Below are 18,589 nucleotides of genomic sequence, written 5' to 3'. Positions count from 1 at the left end.
GTATGTTGGATGGCGTGACCAATGGCGCACAGGTGAAGGCCTGGCGACCCGCGATGGACGGCGTCGTCGAGGTGCTGCACGCCTACTTCCCGTCGCACGCGTACCCGAGCCACACGCACGACGCCTGGACCGTACTGATCGTCGACGAGGGCGCTGTCCGGTATGACCTGGACCACCGCGAGCACGGGCTGGCGCAGGCGCAGGTGTCGCTACTGCCGCCCAACGTCCCGCATGACGGCCGGTCGGTGCACCCGGAGGGCTTCCGTAAGCGCGTGCTCTACCTGGACCCGGATCGCCTCGGCGGAGCAGGCCTGGTCGGCGCAGCGGTCGACACCCCGGAGTACGTCGATCCCGTACTCCGCAAGCGCATCCACCAGCTCCATGGCGTGCTGGCCGACGGCCGCGAACCCCTGGAAGCGCAAAGCCGGCTCACCCTCATCGAAGAGCGTCTGCAACAGCACCTGCGCAAACAGGTCCTCGACCCACCGGACCGGAGAGATGCCGGCGTCGCCGCCAAGCTCCGGGAGGTACTCGACGGGCATCTGCCCCAAGGGATCACCCTGGATGACGCGTCGAAGCTGGTGCACGCGCACCCGGTACACCTGGTCCGCGCGTTCAGCCGGGAGTACGGGATGCCACCGCATCGCTACCTGACCGGGCGGCGGGTCGAGCTGGCCAGGCGCTACCTGCTCGAGGGACGGCCGGCCGCGGAGGTCGCCGTACTGGCCGGGTTCTACGACCAGTCGCACCTGAACCGGCACTTCCGCAAGATGCTGGGGATCAGTCCTTCGCAGTTCGCGCGCTCTTGAGCGCCGTCACGCCCCACTTGCCGAGAACGGCCGCGATCACCAGGTTCACCACGATCAGCACGCTGTGCGCGATGTAGTACCCCTTCGGCCGGCCTTCCGTGCCGGCCAGATTCTTGATGAACGTCACGTAGGTGACGACGTTCCAGACAGCGATACCGATCAGGACCAGAGCATGCTTGCGTTCTAGCTTCACCCGACTAGTGTCCCGCAAGCGCTGTAGCTCGAACGATAGCGGTGTCCAGGTGCGTGCATCGTGGTGCTTGAGCAGTGGCCTCGATGCGGAGCATCGTGGGCGCTGGGCAAGTGCCGCGAGGTGCGTGCCTGGGCGGCGATAGCGTCGAGCTACAGCGCTTGCGGGACACTTAGTGTCCGTTGCGGTCCACGGTGCGCAGCAGTTGGGTGCGGTTGGCGACGCCGAAGCGGCGGTACAGCCTGGTCAGTTGGGACTCGACCGCCTTGACGCTCAGGTAGAGCGCCGCCGCGATCTCGCGGTTGGTGGAGCCGTCGCGGACCATCGCGACGATCTGCAGTTCGTTGTCGGTCAGCTCGGACGGCTGCCGGCTCCGGCTCGGTACGTCGAGCCGCGCCAGTTCCGTCTCGGCCACCTCACGCCAGGCCGGCGCGCCGTACGCCTCGAACTGCTCGATCGCGTCCAGGAACGCCGTCCGCGCCACCGACCGGCGGCGAGCCTGCCGGGCCACCCGGCCACGGGTCAGCTCGCAGCGCGCCAGGTCGAGCGGGTAGATGTGGTCCCCCGCCGTCGTGATCGTCTTCTCCAGCAGCTCCAGCGCCGCGGCCGGGTCGCCCTGCTTGGCGATCAGCAGCGCCTCCGACCGGGCCAGCCCGATCAGCACGACCGACCGGTCGAGCGTCTCGGCCCGCTCCCGGATCTCCGCGATCAGGGCCGCCGCGTCGTCCAGCCGCCCCGCGGCGACCAGTGCCTCGGCGTAGTCCGCGTGCCACGGGATGATGGCCGGGTCGTACGGCATCGCGCCCTCACCCGAGTCCGCGATCGCATCGAAGGCTTCGACCGCGCGCTGTGGGTCGCCCATCAGTACGCCGATGATCCCGACGCCGGTGAGCGCCGGGCCGGTCCACTCCTCGTTGCCGACCAGCTTGCAGCCCTCGAGTGCCGCGTCGGCCAGCTCGCGCGCCATCGTCGCCGTGCCGCCCGCCCACTCGGCACGGCAAGCGACGACCAGCCCGACCTCGGGCTCGTCGCCCAGATCCTGCATCAGCTGGTAGCACTCGTGACCCGCGACGAGTGCGTCGGCGCCACGGCCGCTGCGCTCGTAGATGGCCGTCGCGGAGATCAGTGTCGAGGCCAGCCAGCGAACCGCGCCCGCCGCCCGCACTTCGTCGACCAGCGCGCTGATCTGCTCGATCGCCGCACTCGTCCGGCCGCCGAACAGCTCACGCATCGCCGCCATCTGCCGGGCGTTCACCACAGCCATCGACAGGGGCAGAGCGCGCGCTAACTCGGCGGCCTGCTCCAGCAGAGCATCGGACGAGCCCTGCTCGCCGCCACGCGTCATCCGGATGTTGCTGGCCGCGCTCAGAGCCTCGATCAGGACCTCGGTGTCGCCGCACTCCCGCGCCAGCCGCTCGGCCACCTCAGCATCATCCTGGGCGTCGTCGAACCGCCGCTCGAAGTACGCACTGTTGCTGCGCAGGATCCGCACCCGTGCCTCGAGCTGCGGGTCACCCACTGCCGCTTCGAAGGCTTCGGCGAGCAGTGCGATCCGCTGCTCCCGCTCCGGCCAAGCAGCGTCAACCAGGAGCAGGAGTGCCGCCACCTTGGTCTCTGGACGACTCGCAGCCTGTACTGCGAGCCGCGCCATCTCGGCCGACTCGACCAGGTGCCCAGCCGCAGCCGCCGCATCCGCCGCACTGGTCAGTCGCATGGCCCGGTCGTCTTGCTCGTCAGCGGGTGTGCGCTCAGCAGCGAGTCGCCAGAGCGTCGCCGCGGCACCCAACGCGCCACGGCCGCCCGCGACGATTGCGGCCTCCTCGATGGTCGCAGCGAGATCGGTGTCGGACTCCTGCGTCGCCAGTGCCCGGTGGGTCGCGTTCTCGACCGGCTCGTCCACTACCAGGGCCAGTTGAGCGTGCGCTTGCCTGCGGGCAGCAGAGGTCGCCTCGGCGTACACGAACTCTCTGAGCAGCGGGTGCGAGAAGCGCAGCCGCTCGGACGAGACGTCGATCAACCCGAGCGCTTCTGCCTCGGCCAGTTCGACGTCGACCGGGCGGTTGAGCGACCGGGCCAGCTGGCTGGTGGTCGGGCGCGGCGAAGAGGCCGCGTGCAACAGCAGCTCGTAGGTCGCCGGGGTGAGGTCGGCGAGCCGGTCTCCCAGCAGGGTCTTCAGCCGGCTCGACACGGGGAGCGGATCGTTGGGCGAGACGCCCTGCGGGTGACGCAGGATGGCCCGGCCCAGCTCCAGCGCCATGAACGGGTTGCCTGCGCTAGCGGTGAAGATGCGGCGCGCAGTACGGACAGGCAGTGGGCTGGAGAGCCTGTTGCGGAGCAGGGCGAGTACGTCGGGCTCGGCGAGCGGCGGGACTTCCAGCTGCAGCACGGGCTCGGGGCAGGCGTCGGCCATCACCGGGAGGTCGCCATCGGCCACCTGCTCCGTGGCGAGCATGTGGACGCCGTCGGTCAGCCTGCGCGCGCAGAAGGTCAGTACTTCGAGACTGGACGGATCCACCCACTGGATGTCGTCGACGACCAGCAGGACCGGGCCGGAGGCCGCCAGGCGACGTAGTACGTGCAGTACTGCGAGGCGCACGGCCAGCTCGTCGCGGACGGTGTCGGGGGCACTCGACTTGAGCAGTGCCACCTCCAGCGGCTGGCGGAGGTGGTCGGGCAGTACCTGCCAGGCGAGCTCCAGCTGGTTGGAGAGCAGGTCGAGGAGAGTGACGTACGGCAGGCCGGCCTCGCTCTGGGAGGGGGCGGCGCTCAGTACGCGGCAGCCGGCCCGGGCCCGTTCAGCAACCAGCGCCCGGCCGGTGGCAGACTTGCCGATACCGGTCGGGCCGTAGAGCAGCACACTGCCACTGGTCTCGAGCTGCTTCTTCGCACGCTCGACCAGTCCGGCGCGCCCGACCAGCTCGTCGTCAGTCATCGATCCACATTCTCCCCGAAGGATTACATTCGCCGACATCACAGTCGAGTGCCAATGGACACGACGAGTGTCACATCTGGAGATCGAACGGCCACCACCTCGTCATCTGGCTGTTCATCGACGATTTCAGCACACTCTTGCGCATTTCACCGGCATGTCGGGCAACATAGTCCAAAAAGGACCCCTGGCACACCAGTGCCCCGACACGACCCGGTCACTCGCGACACGCCAGCCGCCCGGCTCCCTGCGGGAACCGGGCGGCAACCAGGCGGCGATGACGTGCGGGTCAGATGGATTCGAGGTCTCGCTCGATGGCGGCGAGTTCTTCTTCGGAGCCCTGGACCTTGGGGCCGGTGAACCACTTGCGGGCGGAGACGAGCCACCAGATGCCGGCGAAGCCGAGGACGACCAGGACGGCGATCGGGGTGTAGTTGAAGGTGCCCTTGGCGACCGGGCTGACGGTCGGGAGCATGAACAAGATCGTGATGAAGACGACCCAGACGACCGCGACGATGCCTATCGGCCGGCTCCAGCGGCCCAGGTGCCACGGGCCCGGCTCGAACCGCTTGCCCTGCAGCAACCGCAGGAAGGTCGGCATCACGTAGGCGATGTAGAGGCCGATGACCGCGATCGAGGTCACCGCGGCGTACGCCGTCGCGTTCCACAGGTACGGCAGGCCGAGCAGGAAGGCACCGCCGCCGGCCAGCCAGATCGCGTTGGTGGGCGTCCGGGTCTTCGGGTTGATCTTGTGCCAGAACTTCGAGGCCGGCAGCGCGCCGTCGCGGGAGAACGCGTAGATCATCCGCGAGTTGGCCGTCATCGACGACATCCCGCAGAACAGCTGGGCGCCGACCACGACGAGCAGCAGGATCTTGCCGAGCGAGGCGCCGACCGCGTCGATGAAGATCTGCGCGGGCGGTACGCCGGTCTTGCTGCCGAGCGCGCCGTCGTAGCTCTGGATCGCGAACGTCAGGCCGATCAGCAGGACCCAGCCGGCCACCAGCGAGACCAGGATCGACATCACGATGCCGCGCGGACCGGAGCGGGCGGCGTCGTGCGTCTCCTCGGTCATGTGCGCGGACGCGTCGTACCCGGTGAAGGTGTACTGCGCGAGCAGCAGGCCGAGCAGCGCGACGTAGAAGGTCGAGCTCCAGCCGGTGTTGTTGACGAAGTGGCCGAAGACGAAGCCGGCCGACTGGTGGTGGTCGGGGACGAAGGCCAGGATCGCGACGATGAAGACGACGCCGACGATGTGCCACCAGACACTGATGTCGTTCAGCCGGGCGACCAGCTTGACGCCGACCGAGTTCAGCAGCGCGTGCACGAACAGGATGCAGCCGAACAGCAGGATCGTGTGCCCGGGCGTCGCGCTGAAGCCGAACTGCAGGTCCAGCAACGCGTTCAGGAAGAACGCCGCCCCGAAGTCGATGCCGGCGGTGACCGCGACCTGGCCGAGGAAGTTGAACCAGCCGGTGAACCACGACCAGGCGGCTCCGTTGGACGGCGCGAGCTTGGCCGACCAGTAGTACAGACCGCCTGCGGTCGGGAAGCTCGAGCAGACCTCGGCCATCGCGAGCCCGACCAGCAGCGTCATCACGCCTACGATCGGCCAGCCCCAGACGATCATCACCGGGCCGCCGGTGTTCATCCCGAAGCCGTACAGCGTCAGGCAGCCGGACAGGATCGAGATGATCGTGAACGAGACGGCGAAGTTCGAGAATCCCGACATCGTTCTGGACAGCTCCTGGGCGTACCCCAGTTGGTGCAGGCGTTTTTCGTCGTCGGTCAGGTCGTTGCTCACGAATGCCTCCCAATGGTCTTCCAACAGACCTTTGCGGACCATTGAGACATGCGCCACACCCGGTGTCAAGGAATCAGGTGAGGAAGCCGCGCAACAGTGCCGCGGTCCCGGACAGATGCTCCTGCATCGCCTGCCGGGCGGCGGCCGGATCACCGGCCAGGATCGCCTCGACGATGGCCTCGTGCTGGTGGTTGGAGTGCTCCAGATTGACCGCCAGCAAGGGGATCGCGTCGAGCAGCTCGTTCAGCCGCATCCGCACGTCGGCCGTCGCCGAGGTCAGCGACGGCGAGCCGCTGACCTCCGCGATCGCCAGGTGCAGGCGCGAATCCATCCGCCGGTAGTCGGCCAGCTTGGCCGCTGACGTCTCGGCCAGACAGCTCCGGAGATGGGCGGTCTCCGCCTCGGTCAGCGTGCGGGAGGCTGCTGCTTCGGCTGCTCCGGTCTCCAGGGCGGAGCGGAGTACCAGGGCGTCGTCGACGTCGGCGCCCTGCTCACGGGTGAGCTGTTTGACGCTGGGACGACGCGGCTTGGGCAGCCGCTCGTTGACGAAGGTCCCGCCGTACCGGCCGCGGCGGGACTCGACGTAGCCGGCGTCGGTGAGCGCCTTGATCGCCTCCCGCAGGGTCTCCCGGCTGACGTTCAGCCGGGCCGCCAGGTCGCGCTCGGCGGGCAGCCGCTCCCCCGGGCCGACCACGCCGAGTTTGATTGCCTGCAGCAACCGTTCGACGGTCTCCTCGAACGGGTTGCCGGCCCGTACCGGCCGGAACACCGCCTCGTCCGCAGTTGCCACTCCGCCACCTTCTCCCCGTTGATCCTGCCCAAGGTTAGAGCGGAGTCACGTACGAGCCCGAGATGCCTCCGTCGACCAGGAACGTGTTGGCGGTGATGAAGGACGAGTCGTCGCTGGCCAGGAAGGCGACCGCGGCCGCGATCTCCTCCGGCTCACCGAACCGGCCCATCGGTACGTGCACCAGGCGCCGGTTGGCCCGCTCCTCGTCCTTGGCGAACAGTTCCTTCAGCAGCGGCGTGTTGACCGGGCCGGGGCACAGCGCGTTGACCCGGATGCCCTGCCGGGCGAACTCGACGCCCAGTTCGCGGCTCATCGCGAGCACGCCGCCCTTCGAGGCGGAGTACGAGATCTGCGAGGTGGCCGCGCCCATCACCGCGACGAACGAGGCGGTGTTGATGATGGAGCCCTTGCCCTGGCGCTGCATGTAGGGGATGACGTGCTTGCAGCACAGGTACACCGAGGTCAGGTTGACCTCCTGCACCTTGCGCCACGCCTCCAGACCGGTCTCCAGGATCGAGCCGTCCTCGGGCGGCGAGATGCCGGCGTTGTTGAAGGCGATGTCGACGCTGCCGAAGGTGTCGCAGGCCTGCTTGAAGAGGTTCTCCACCTGCGCGTCGTCGGTCACGTCGACCTGGACGAACAGCCCGCCGACCTCGTCCGCGGTCGCCTTGCCGGCCGCCGGGTCGATGTCGGCGACGACCACCTTGGCGCCTTCGGCCGCCAGCCGCCGTACCGACGCCAGGCCGATGCCGCTCGCGCCGCCGGTGACGACCGCGACCCGGCCCTCGAGCCTGTTTGCCTTGACGTCCATTCAGTCCTCCGTGCTGATGAAGATGTTCTTGGTCTCGGTGAACGCGTCCAGCGCGTCCGGCCCGAGCTCGCGACCGAGCCCGGATTGCTTGTAGCCGCCGAACGGCGTGGCGTAGCGCACCGACGAGTGCGAGTTGACCGACAGGTTGCCCGCCTCGACCCCGCGGCCGACCCGCAGCGCCCGGCCGACGTCCCGGGTCCAGATCGACCCGGACAGCCCGTACTCCGAGTCGTTGGCGATCCGGAGCGCGTCGGCCTCGTCCTCGAACGGGATCACCGCGACGACCGGCCCGAAGATCTCCTCCCGGGCGACCCGATCACCGGGGTTCACCGGCGAGAGCACCGTCGGCGGGAACCAGTAGCCGGGGCCGCTCGGCGCGCTGCCCCGGAAGGCCACCTGCGTGTCATCGGGGACGTAGCTCGCGACTCGTTGGAGCTGCTGCGCCGAGATGAGCGGGCCCATCTCGGTCGCGGGGTCGCTGGGATCGCCGACCTTCACGCCTTGCACGGCAGGCTCAAGGAGCTCCATGAACCGGTCGTACGCCGTCCGCTCGATCAGGATCCTCGACCGTGCACAGCAGTCCTGGCCTGCGTTGTCGAACACCCCGTACGGCGCCTGGGCGGCCGCCTTGGCCAGATCCGAGTCGGCGAAGACGATGTTCGCCGACTTGCCACCCAGCTCCAGCGTCACCCGCTTCACCTGGTCGGCGCAGCCCGCCATGATCTGCTTGCCGACTCCGGTCGAGCCGGTGAACACGACCTTGCGAACGGCCGGATGCGTCACGAACCGCTGCCCGACGACTGTTCCGGCGCCCGGGACGATCTCCAGTACTCCCGGCGGCAGCCCGGCCTCCAACGCCAGCTCACCGATGCGGATGGCCGTCAAGGGAGTCAGCTCGGCCGGCTTGAGGACGACGGTGTTGCCGGCCGCCAGCGCGGGGGCGAAACCCCAGCCGGCGATCGGCATCGGGAAGTTCCACGGCACGATGATGCCGACCACGCCGAGCGGTTCATGGAAGGTGAGGTCGATGCCTCCGGCAACGGGAATCTGCTTGCCGAACAACCGCTCGGGTGCGGCCGAGTAGTAGTTGAGCACGTCCCGCACATTGCCGGCTTCCCAGCGGGCGTTGCTGATCGTGTGGCCAGCGTTCTCCACCTCGAGCTGAGCAAGGTTCTCGAGATCGGCGTCGACCGCGTCGGCGAATCTGCGCAGCAACCGGCCACGATCGGCGGGTGTCACCGCACGCCAGGTGGTGAAGGCCTCCGCGGCCCGGGCGATCGCGGCATCAGCATCCTCGAGCGAGGCGAGCTCGATGCTGCGGACAACCTTCTCGGTCGCGGGATTGATCACGTCGTGCGTCACCGGCGGGTACTCCTCTTCTTGCCTTCAGCAACGAGTGCGGCGAACAGCCGCAGGTCTTCGGGGTTCTCCTCGGGATGCCACTGGACGCCGAGCGCGAAAGTGCTGCCGTCCACCTCCGCCGCCTCGACGGTGCCGTCGCCGGCCCTCGCGGTGACCCGGAGGCCGTCGGCGACCCGATCGAGCGCTTGGTGGTGGTAGCAGTGGACGTTCGTCGTCTCGCCGAACAGGCTTGCTGCCAGGGTGTCCGGCTCGACCTTGACCTCGGTACGGCCGAAGATCGCGGGCGACGGCCGGTGCTCGTCATGGGCCACCGCGTCGGGCAGATGCTGTTGCAGCGTGCCGCCGAGCGTCACGTTGAGCATCTGCAGTCCCCGGCAGATCGCGAGCAGCGGCAGGTCCGCATCGAGTGCCGCCCTGATCAGGATGGCTTCGTGCTCATCGCGACCTGGCCGGGTGTCGACGGTCTCGGGGTGTGGCACAGCGTCGTACGAGGCTGGATCGACGTCACAACCGCCCGCGATGATCAGGCCGTCGAGGATTTCGAGGATCGACGGGTCCGTACCGACAGGTGGCAGCAACACCGGTACGCCGCCTGCCGCGACCACCGAGTCGAGGTAGACGCGCGGCAGCAGGGCGGCATCGCGGTGCCAGACTCCCCAGATGATCGGCTCGAGGTAGGTGGTGATGCCGATGCGCGGCTTAGAGTCGTTCGAAGCCACGGATCCGCTCCCAGTCGGTCACCGCCGCGTCGTAGGCATCCAGCTCGACGCGGGCCGCGTTCAGGTAGTGGTCGACGACCTCGTCACCGAAGGCCTCGCGGGCGATCTTCGAGCCACCGAAGAGCGCGGCCGCCTCGCGCAAGGTCGAGGGTACGTGCGGCTTGTCGGAGGTGTAGGCGTTGCCTTCGAGCATCGGCTCCATCTCGAGCTCGTTCTCGATCCCGTGCAGGCCGGCGGCGATCAGGGCGGCGACGGCGAGGTACGGGTTCACATCGCCACCCGGCAGGCGGTTCTCGACGCGCAAGGACTCGCCGTGGCCGACCACCCGCAGCGAGCAGGTGCGGTTGTCGATGCCCCAGGCAACGGCCGTCGGCGCGAAGCTGCCGGCCACGAACCGCTTGTACGAGTTGATGTTCGGCGCGAGCAGGTAGGTGAACTCCTCCAGGCATGCCAGTTGGCCGGCGATGAACTGCTCCATCAGGTCGGAGAAGCCGTACTCGTTGTCGCCGGCGAGGACCGCGGCGCCGTCGTTGCTGCGGAAGCTCAGGTGGATGTGGCAGGAGTTGCCCTCGCGCTCGTCGAACTTGGCCATGAAGGTCAGGCTCTTGCCGTGTTTGGCCGCGATCTCCTTGGCGCCGCTCTTGTAGATCGAGTGGTTGTCGCAGGTCGCCAGCGCCTCGTCGTACCGGAAGGCGATCTCGTGCTGGCCGAGGTTGCACTCGCCCTTGGCGGACTCGACGTACAGGCCGGCGCCTTCCATCGAGTTGCGGATGTCGCGCAGCAGCGGCTCGATCCGGGCGGTGCCGAGCAGGGAGTAGTCGACGTTGTACTGATTGGCCGGGTCGAGGTCCTTGTAGCTCTTGGACCAGGCCTGCTCGAAGGTGTCGTTGAAGACGATGAACTCGAGCTCGGTACCGACGTATGCCTTCAGCCCGCGCTCGGCGAGCCGGTCGAGCTGCTTCTTGAGGATCTGCCGCGGCGACGCGGGCATCGGGGTCTTGTCGAGCCACTGGACGTCGCAGAGCACCAGCGCGGTGCCTTCGAGCCAGGGCAGCAGCCGCAGAGTGTCGAGATCGGGCGCCATCAGCAGGTCGCCGTACCCGCGCTCCCACGACGACATCTCGTAGCCGTCGACGGTGTTCATGTCGACGTCCACGGCCAGCAGGTAGTTGCACCCCTCGGTACCGTGCGCGAGCACCTCTTCGACGAAGTACCGGGCGCCGCAGCGCTTCCCCTGCAACCGCCCCTGCATGTCGGTGATCGCGACCAGCACGGTGTCGATCTGGCCGGCTCCGACCTGGTCCCGGAGTTCCTGCACGGTCAGCCTGCCGGTCCTAGAGCTCACGGTCACTCCCGAAAGGGTTCTATTGGTCTGCTGTCAGTCCATTGACGCAAGCCAGGCGGCCGATGTCAATGTGGGATGTCAAAAGCTGCAGCTGTGCAATCGCTGACCCCACCCCACCACCCCGGTCAGGTGGAAAACTTCCCGGGCCTGCCCTCGACATCCGGCAAGATGGCCCGGTACAGGTCACGAGCTGGGGGGATCCGGCATGAAGTTGCGGTCGACGGAGGTGGACGGAGTACCCGTCCACTGGGCGCCCGGCCAGGGCAGGCTCCGAGCCAGTCTGTGGTTCCGGGCCGGCATGGTCGACGAGACACTGCCGACCCGCGGCTGGCTGCACCTGCTCGAGCATCTCGCGCTGCACGGCCGGGACTCCATCCGGACACCGGTCAACGGGCACGTCAGCCTGCTGCACACCAGCTTCGATGTCGAGGGCGAGCCCGACGAGGTCGTGGCCTTCCTCCGCGACGTCTGCCGGTGGGTCAGCGAGCCGGACCTTTCAGGCTTGGAGCACGAACGCCGGGTGCTGCGCGCCGAGGGCTCCGGCCGCGGCTTCGGCGAGGTCAGCGGTCACCTGTTCTGGCGGTACGGCGCCCGCGGTCCCGGACTGGTCGGCGACGACGAGTTCGGCCTCTACACCGCCGACGAGGATCGGCTCCGTGAGCTCGCCGCCCGGGCCTTCGCCCAGGGCAACGCGGTCCTCGCCCTGTCCGGGCCGCCGCCCGCCGGGCTCGAGTTGCCGCTGCCGCCGGGCGCGCGGATCCCGACGCCGGTGGCCGTGCCTTGCGACGCACCGCAGCAGGCGGGCATCGCCGGCCGGCCGAACAAGTTCGCCCTGTCCGGGCGGGTGGACCGGTCGTACGCCGCGACGGCCCTGCAGCGTGCGCTGGAGCGCGACCTGCAACACGGCCTGCGGCACAACTGGGGAGTCGGCTACAGCGCCTGGTCGTCCTACGAGCTGGTCGACGCCGATCACGCGATGGTGACCGCGGGGATGGAGATCGTCCCCGAGGCGGTCCGGGTCGTGGTGGGCGAGGCCACTGCCGTGGTGCGCCGGCTTCGCGACCGCGGTCCCGACCCGACGGAGCTGCGCGACGACCTCGCTCAGCACCTCCGGCGGATGAGCGAAGAGCCGGCTGAGCGATGGCTGCCGGTCCTGGCCGCGAGCGACACGCTGCTGGGCAGGCCCGCGGCGACGAGCGTGGATGAGGTGGCAGCGGAGATCGACGCGACCACGGTCGAGGACGTCAGGCGAGCCGCCTACGCCCTCTGGACAGATCTGCTGGTCTCGGTGGACCCGGACGGCGCCGGCGACCCACAGCTGGCCTGGCTGGGCGCCTCTCCGACCCCGGCCGGCAAGCCGAGCGGGCGGCAGTTCCGCTCGATCGACAGCCCGGAGAGCACGGACCTGCTGTTCGTCAGCGAGACCGAGACCCGGCTGGAGACCGCCGGCCCGTCCGCGGCGAGGTACGACGAGCTGGCCGGAGTGCTCGCCTTCGAGGACGGCGGCCGACGGCTGATTCGCCAGGACGGTTTCCAGGTGCCGGTCGAGCCGACACTGTGGCGCAAGGGCAGCGAGGCGGTCGCACTGGTCGACGCCGCGGTGCCCGAGCAGCTGCGGATCCCGCTGCCGGCCCGCTCGCGCGAGGAGATCCCCTGGAAGCGGGTCAGGCGGATCGACAACTTCAGGAACTGGGTCCAGTCCCCCAAGGTGTGGGTCCCGGCGCTGTTCGTCTGCGTCGCTCTGCCCGTGATCGTGGCACTGAGCCTCCCGGCCTTCGTCACCAAGATCCTCATCGTCGGCGGCGCGCTCGGCGTCATCAACTTCGTCAGACAGCAGCGTGGCCGCTGATGACCGATCACGAAGGAACGCGTCAATGAGTCCACTACGCCGGGGCACCGCCGGACCGGCATTGGAGATCGACCCCTGCATGGGCGATCAGCAGGCCTGGGCACTGCGCGATGCGCTGACCCGCCAGGACTGGCCGGCAGCACGGGCCGTCCTGGTGGCGGCGGAGCACCCGGATGACAAGGCGTTCCTGCTCGAGACGTGCGGGGCGGTTCCCGGCGTACAGGACTGGATCGGGACGCTGGCGGGTGACGACGTGCTGGCCCAACTGGTTCGCGGTTGCCATGCGGTGGCCTGGGCGTGGGACGCCCGTGGCGGGTATCGGGCGAAGTACACGGCTCGTGAGCGGTTCGCGCTCTTCTTCGAACGACTCCGGCTCGCCGAAGCCAGCCTGTACGACGTCGTCATGCGCACGCCGGACGAGGCGGCCGCCTGGGCCTTCCTGGTGCGGACGGCTCGGGGACTGGAGCTTCCCCTGGAGGACGGTGAGTTCCGCTTCGCGCAGGCGATCCAGCGACACCCCACGAGTCTGAAGGCGCACGCCGAGTGGCTGCAGACGCTGTGCGCGAAGTGGTCCGGCAATCACGAGTGGATGCACCAGTTCGCCCGGGACGGCGCCGCCCGCGGCGGGGACGGCAGCATGTTGCACACGCTCGTCGCGCAGGCTCACCTCGAGGTGATGATCGACCTGAAGGGTGAGGAGCGCACGCAGTACATGACGCGGGAGGACGTGCGGGCGGATCTGCGGACCGCTGCCGGACTGTCGATCTGGCACCCTGCGGCGGAGTTCCGGCCGGGCTGGCCGCTGTATCTCAACACCTTCGCGCTCGCCTTCAGCCAGAGTGGGGACCTGGCGGCCGCGGCCACGGTGTTCGAGCGGCTCGGCGACAACCCCACCGAGATGCCGTGGGGCTATCTGGCCGGCGACGAGGCCAGGTCCTTCCTCAAGGCCCGGACGACCGCCTTCGCGGGTCAACGGTAGTTGTCGGGCGGGGTTCCGGCGCAGTACTGCCGTGGCACCTATCTGACAGGGAACGGCTTTTCAGTTGGCGGGATGACGCCCAAAATCGGCTGATCCGGCCGCCCGCCCCGCGGCCAATGATCCGAGGAGCGCTTCCATGCGATCTCTCATCACCCGCCCCCGCGTACTGGCCGTCATGCTGGCCGGTACTGCCCTCGCCTTCAGCCCGCTCGGTGGCCAGGCCACCGCGAAGCTGCCGGCGGACCAGTTGACCAACCCGTGCTTCCAGCCGTCCGAAGGCCCGTCCGCGCGTGGCGGCTTCGGCGCCGACACCCGGGAGCTGTCGGTCGCCGAGCAGAAGGCGATCGACGCGAGGACCGCACAGCTGGTCGCCGCCAAGCAGGCCCGTGGACTCGCGCCGAAGGCCGGCAAACTCGCCGGCGCCAGCGTGCCGGTCTACATCCACGTGATGCGCAGCAGCACCGGCGCCGGCGACGTCACCGCCACGCAGATCAACCAGCAGATCGCCGAGCTGAACCAGGACTTCGCCGGTGGCGAGTCGTCGGCGGCCGCCAACACCGGCTTCACGTTCTACCTGGCCGGTACGGACCGGTTCAACAACAGCACCTGGCACACGGACGGCCAGAGCACGACGTACCGGGCGCAGACCCGCAAGGGCGGTAAGAACGCGCTCAACATCTGGCTGCTCGACTTCTCGTACCTGGGGATCGCGACCTTCCCCTGGGACTACGCGAGCAACCCGTCGATCGACGGCATCCGGGTGCAGTACAGCTCGCTGCCGGGCGGTTCGTCGACCAACTTCAACCTCGGCAAGACCGCTTCGCACGAGGCCGGGCACTGGTTCGGGCTGTACCACACCTTCCAGGGTGGCTGCACTAGCACGAACGACTCGGTCTCCGACACGCCGGCCCAGAGCAGCTCCAGCTCAGGCTGCCCGACCGGCCGTGACTCCTGCTCGCTGCCCGGCCTGGACCCGATCCACAACTACATGGACTACTCGTACGACTCCTGCTACAACCAGTTCACCCCGGGCCAGAGCACGCGCATCTCGAACGCGTGGACTGCCTACCGCGCGTGACTCCTGCCCCATCGGGCGTCTAGAGTGCCGCCGATGCGTGTCCTCCTGACGGCCTGCGCCACCGCGGTAGCCTCCACGGCTCTCGCGGTGGCCGGACCTCTTGCTGCGACCGCCGCCGACCAGGGTCTCAACACCCCGGTCGGCGGCGACCAGCTGACCACGGAGCCGACGGTGGTCGCCGATGGGGCGACGCCGCCGGCCGTGCAGGCGTCGGCGTACGTAATCGCCGACGTGGACACCGGCGACGTACTGGCGGCCAAGGCGCCGCATGCCAAGCTGCGGCCGGCCAGCACGCTCAAAACGCTCACTGCGCTGGTACTGCTGCCGCGGCTCAACAAGAGCGACCAGGTGATCGGCAGCGACGCGGACGCGGCGATCATCGGGAGCAAGGTCGGGGTCTACCCCGGGCTGCGCTATTCGGTCGACCTGCTGTTCCAGGGGATGTTCCTGGCGTCGGGCAACGACGCGGTCCATGCGCTGGTTTGTCATGACCAGGGCGGCGTGCCGGGGACCATTCAGAGGATGAACAAGAAGGCCGCCGAGATCGGGGCGCTCGACACTCACGTGACCGATCCGACCGGGCTGGATGCCGATGGGCAGTACTCGAGCGCGTACGATCTGGCGCTTTTCGCTCAGGCGGGGTTGAGCCGGCCGGACTTCGCGAAGTACGCGTCGACGAAGTACACGAACTTCCCGCTGGCCAAGAACGGCGGCAGCTACCAGGTCGCCAACCAGAACAAGCTGCTGTTCAACTACGACGGCGCGTTGGGCGTGAAGACCGGTTACACGACGCTGGCCCGCAACACGTTCGTCGGCGCGGCCCGGCGGGACGGGCACACGCTGGTCGTCACGATGATGAACTCACCGCACGGCATCACCCAGGACGCCTCCAACCTGCTGGACTGGGCCTTCAAGTCGTACTCCGCGCTGTCCCCGGTCGGCACCCTGGTCAAGCCGGCCGCCGCCGCGCCACCCAAGACGGCCAGCACCACCCAGGGCGAGGGCCCCAACACCTCCAAGAAGGCCTCGGCCCTCCCGCCGCTCCGCGTCCGCACTGCCCGGGTCTCAACAGCCCTGGTCCACTCGGTCGCCTACAAGATCCCCACCTGGGCCTGGGCCGCCCCGCCCTTCCTGCTGCTCCCCCTCTTCCTCCGCCGCCCCCGAGCCCTCCGCCCCAGAGCAAAAGCAGCAGCCAAAGCAAGACGGCGCTAGCGCTTGAGGCTGCGGGTGGCTCTGGCTAGTTGGACGGCTATGGCTGTGGCTGTTACGCCGAGGACTGCGCCGGCGGCTACGGCTACTGTGTCGGCCTTGCGGGCTGGGATGGGGACTACCTTGTACTTCTTGCCCGGTGGGCCCGGGAGGAGGTCGCCGGCGTCGGCTGCTGGGATCGCATCGGGGGTCAGCTCTTCGGCCTCGATGGGGTGCGGGCTGGCGTCCAGGGAGGCTTCCTTGGTCCAGGCCGCGATCAGCATGATCACCCGGGTCATCAGGTAGATCCACACCAGCAGAGCGAGCGGCAGAGCCAGCGTCCCGTACGCCGCGTTGTTGCCGATCACGTTGTTGACGTAGCCGTTGCCCAGCTTCTGCGCGAGGTAGAACAGCACGCCACCGGCGACGGCCGCGATCAGCGCGACCTTGCGGGGCAGGATGATCCGCGGCATCGCCGTCTGCAGGTACAGGAAGAGCACGGCGCCCGCCGCGATCCCGACCACGAGGCTGATCAGGTCGAGACCCCAGTTGGCGAACCAGGTGCCCTCCAGGCCGGTCCAGCCGACGATCTTGCGGGACAGCCCGGTCAGGATCGACGAGGCGCCGGTCGCGATCGCACCGATCAGGCCCAGCCCGACCAGCGCGCCCAGGTCCTCCAGCTTGAGCTTGACCATGTTGCCGGGCTGGTCGTCGAGCTCGTGCATGGACCGGATCGAGGCGCGCAACGAGTCGATCCAGCCCAGGCCGGTGAGCAGCAGCGTGACCGCCGAGATCAGCCCGATCGTGCCCGCGTTGCTGATCAGCGAGTTCAGGTCGATCTTGTCGCCGATCCCCGGCAGGTTCGTCTTCAGGCCGGTCTTCAGCCGGCTGACCGCGTCCTTGTTCAGCAGCTTCCCGGTCACCGCGGCCGCGAGCACGATCAGCGGGAACATCGACAGGAAGCCGAAGAAACTCGTTGCCCCCGCCAACCGGTTGCCGCGCCGATCGCCGTACCGCTTCCAGGCCCGCCACAACTGCGTCCGGCTGAACCGCGCCCAGACTGCCTTGGCCCGTTGCTTGATCCCCATGCGACTCCTGTACCCCTGGTAAGAAGTCCTACCCTGCCAGCGGGAATGACCGCTGCGGCCGCCACACGCCGTCGGCGCCGTGCTCGTACCGGCTGAAGGCCGACACGTCGAAGGCCACGTCGTACTCCGAGAGCGCGTCGTACGCGCGGTCCAGCGCGTCCTTGTCCAGATCGTGCGCCACCGTGACATGTGGGTGGTACGGGAACCGCAGCGCGACCTCCAGCGGGCCGGAACGCACCTGCGACTGCAGCACCTCGCAGGACGAGATCCCCTCGGCCAGCGGGACGAACACCACCGGCGAGATCGGCCGGAAGGTCGCCGTACCGCGCAGCCGGATCCGGAAGCTCGGGAACCGGGCCGCCACCGCCAGCAGGTGCTCGTCGATCACTGCCAGATCCGCGTCAGGCACCTCGGTCGGCGGCAGCAACGTCACGTGGGTCGGGATCGAGGCCGCCATCGGGTCGCCGAACTCGGCCCGGTGCTTCTGCAGCTCGGTGCCGTACGGTTCGGCGATCGGGATGGCCACGCCGATTGTCGCCATCGCGGCCTACCGGCCCAACGCAGGGCCGGGTACGAAGCCGAGCCGGTCGTAGACCCGCTGCAGCGTCGGCTCGGTGACAGCGCGAGCGCGCTCGGCGCCGGCCGCCAGGATCGCGTCCAGCTGGGCCTTGTCGTCCAGGTACTCCAGCGTCTTCGCCCGGAACGGGGTGACGAACTCGACCACCTGCTCGGCCAGGTCCTTCTTGAAGTCGCCGTAGCCGCGGCCGGCGTACTCGTCCTCGAGCTCGCTGATCTTCTTGCCGCTGAGCGCGGAGTAGATGGTCAGCAGGTTCGCGACGCCGGCCTTGTTCTCCGGGTCGAAGATCACGTCGCGGCCGGAGTCGGTGACCGCCGACCGGATCTTCTTCGCGCTCACCTTGGGGTCGTCGAGCAGCTCGATGATGCCGGCCGGCGAGGACGCCGACTTGCTCATCTTCGCGGTCGGCTCCTGCAGGTCGGAGATCTTCGCGGTCTCCTTGACGATGTACGGCTCGGGCAGCCGGAAGGTCTTGCCGAACCGGTGGTTGAAGCGCTGCGCCAGGTCGCGGGTCAGCTCCAGGTGCTGGCGCTGGTCCTCGCCGACCGGGACCCGGTCGGCCTGGTAGATCAGGATGTCCGCGGCCTGCAAGATCGGGTAGGTGAACAACCCGACGGTGGCCCGGTCCGCGCCGCCCTTGGCGGACTTGTCCTTGAACTGGGTCATCCGGCTGGCCTCGCCGAAGCCGGTGATGCAGCCGAGGACCCAGCCGAGCTGGGCGTGCTCGGGCACCTGCGACTGGACGAACAGGGTCGACCGCTCCGGGTCGATGCCGGCGGCCAGCAGCTGGGCCGCCGAGCGGCGGGTGCGCTCCCGCAGTACCTTCGGGTCGTACTCGACCGTGATCGCGTGCAGGTCGACGACGCAGTAGAACGCGTCGTGATCCTCCTGCAGCGCCACCCACTGGCGGACCGCGCCCAGGTAGTTGCCGAAGTGGAAGGAATCCGCGGTCGGCTGGATACCGGAGAGGACGCGCGGGCGTCGCTCGGATCCGGCGGCCTGCACAGGGGTGTCCCCAGGGACGGCTGCTGACATGGGCCCGATTCTGCCAGCGCCGCGGCTCTCTTCCAC

At 68.8% G+C, this 18,589-nt stretch carries 16 protein-coding genes; 5 read left to right on the top strand and 11 right to left on the bottom strand.

What is annotated here, in order from left to right:
• The first annotated feature begins 14 nt into the window (after window positions 1-14).
• Window positions 15-809 (top strand): AraC family transcriptional regulator, encoded by a 795-nt coding sequence (locus ACIA12_RS37845; RefSeq protein WP_396372263.1) that lies wholly within the window; start codon window positions 15-17, stop codon window positions 807-809.
• Here the strand turns inward: ACIA12_RS37845 and ACIA12_RS37840 are convergent.
• The 8 genes from ACIA12_RS37840 to ACIA12_RS37805 all read right to left on the bottom strand — a co-directional run bounded on the left by ACIA12_RS37840 (window position 781) and on the right by ACIA12_RS37805 (window position 10,759).
• Window positions 781-1,002 (bottom strand): SCO4848 family membrane protein, encoded by a 222-nt coding sequence (locus tag ACIA12_RS37840; RefSeq protein ID WP_396372261.1) that lies wholly within the window; start codon window positions 1,000-1,002, stop codon window positions 781-783. The genes ACIA12_RS37845 and ACIA12_RS37840 overlap by 29 nt on opposite strands.
• A gap of 169 nt (window positions 1,003-1,171) precedes the next feature.
• Window positions 1,172-3,931, bottom strand: a complete 2,760-nt coding sequence (locus ACIA12_RS37835) for an AAA family ATPase (protein ID WP_396372259.1) — start codon at window positions 3,929-3,931, stop codon at window positions 1,172-1,174.
• 286 nt (window positions 3,932-4,217) lie between these two features.
• The gene (locus ACIA12_RS37830; protein ID WP_396372258.1) at window positions 4,218-5,732 is read right to left on the bottom strand and encodes an amino acid permease; all 1,515 of its coding nucleotides are present in this window, start codon (window positions 5,730-5,732) and stop codon (window positions 4,218-4,220) included.
• Between the two features lie 73 nt (window positions 5,733-5,805).
• On the bottom strand, window positions 5,806-6,522 hold the full coding sequence (locus ACIA12_RS37825) for a FadR/GntR family transcriptional regulator (protein WP_396372256.1): 717 nt from the start codon (window positions 6,520-6,522) through the stop codon (window positions 5,806-5,808).
• A 34-nt stretch (window positions 6,523-6,556) separates the two neighbouring features.
• Complete coding sequence (locus ACIA12_RS37820) at window positions 6,557-7,333, bottom strand: 3-oxoacyl-ACP reductase (RefSeq protein ID WP_396372254.1); 777 nt, start codon at window positions 7,331-7,333, stop codon at window positions 6,557-6,559.
• Window positions 7,334-8,695, bottom strand: a complete 1,362-nt coding sequence (locus ACIA12_RS37815) for an aldehyde dehydrogenase family protein (protein ID WP_396372252.1) — start codon at window positions 8,693-8,695, stop codon at window positions 7,334-7,336.
• Window positions 8,692-9,414, bottom strand: coding sequence for a gamma-glutamyl-gamma-aminobutyrate hydrolase family protein (locus tag ACIA12_RS37810; RefSeq protein WP_396372250.1), 723 nt, complete (start codon window positions 9,412-9,414; stop codon window positions 8,692-8,694). Before ACIA12_RS37810 ends, ACIA12_RS37815 begins: the two co-directional genes overlap by 4 nt.
• Window positions 9,395-10,759, bottom strand: a complete 1,365-nt coding sequence (locus ACIA12_RS37805) for a glutamine synthetase family protein (protein ID WP_396372249.1) — start codon at window positions 10,757-10,759, stop codon at window positions 9,395-9,397. The genes ACIA12_RS37810 and ACIA12_RS37805 overlap by 20 nt, the downstream gene beginning before the upstream one ends.
• Window positions 10,760-10,964: 205 nt before the next feature.
• On the opposite strand from ACIA12_RS37805, the gene ACIA12_RS37800 reads away from it, so the two are divergent.
• From ACIA12_RS37800 to ACIA12_RS37785, 4 genes are all read left to right on the top strand, one after another.
• The gene (locus ACIA12_RS37800) at window positions 10,965-12,608 is read left to right on the top strand and encodes a hypothetical protein (RefSeq protein ID WP_396372247.1); all 1,644 of its coding nucleotides are present in this window, start codon (window positions 10,965-10,967) and stop codon (window positions 12,606-12,608) included.
• Between the two features lie 25 nt (window positions 12,609-12,633).
• Complete coding sequence (locus tag ACIA12_RS37795; RefSeq protein WP_396372245.1) at window positions 12,634-13,587, top strand: hypothetical protein; 954 nt, start codon at window positions 12,634-12,636, stop codon at window positions 13,585-13,587.
• A gap of 136 nt (window positions 13,588-13,723) precedes the next feature.
• Entirely contained in the window at window positions 13,724-14,665 is a 942-nt protein-coding gene (locus ACIA12_RS37790) for a zinc metalloprotease (protein WP_396372244.1), read from the top strand.
• A gap of 33 nt (window positions 14,666-14,698) precedes the next feature.
• Complete coding sequence (locus ACIA12_RS37785; RefSeq protein ID WP_396372242.1) at window positions 14,699-15,877, top strand: D-alanyl-D-alanine carboxypeptidase family protein; 1,179 nt, start codon at window positions 14,699-14,701, stop codon at window positions 15,875-15,877.
• Here ACIA12_RS37785 and ACIA12_RS37780 read toward each other — a convergent pair.
• Genes ACIA12_RS37780 through trpS form a run of 3 tightly spaced genes read right to left on the bottom strand, consistent with a single transcriptional unit; the run spans window position 15,874 to window position 18,553 of the window.
• Window positions 15,874-16,941, bottom strand: a complete 1,068-nt coding sequence (locus tag ACIA12_RS37780; protein ID WP_396372240.1) for a YihY/virulence factor BrkB family protein — start codon at window positions 16,939-16,941, stop codon at window positions 15,874-15,876. The two genes, ACIA12_RS37785 and ACIA12_RS37780, sit on opposite strands and share 4 nt — an antisense overlap.
• A 28-nt stretch (window positions 16,942-16,969) precedes the next feature.
• A complete protein-coding gene (locus ACIA12_RS37775; RefSeq protein WP_396372239.1) occupies window positions 16,970-17,482 on the bottom strand; it encodes a 2'-5' RNA ligase family protein in 513 nt (170 codons plus the stop codon).
• A 6-nt stretch (window positions 17,483-17,488) separates the two neighbouring features.
• Window positions 17,489-18,553: a tryptophan--tRNA ligase gene (gene trpS, locus ACIA12_RS37770; RefSeq protein WP_396372237.1), complete on the bottom strand. Its 1,065-nt coding sequence runs from the start codon at window positions 18,551-18,553 to the stop codon at window positions 17,489-17,491.
• Between the last annotated feature and the right edge of the window lie 36 nt (window positions 18,554-18,589).

Source organism: Kribbella sp. NPDC051620, assembly GCF_044453825.1.
Taxonomy (GTDB): domain Bacteria; phylum Actinomycetota; class Actinomycetes; order Propionibacteriales; family Kribbellaceae; genus Kribbella.
Note: the sequence above shows the minus strand (reverse complement) of the source record. Positions and strands in the feature narration are given on the sequence as shown.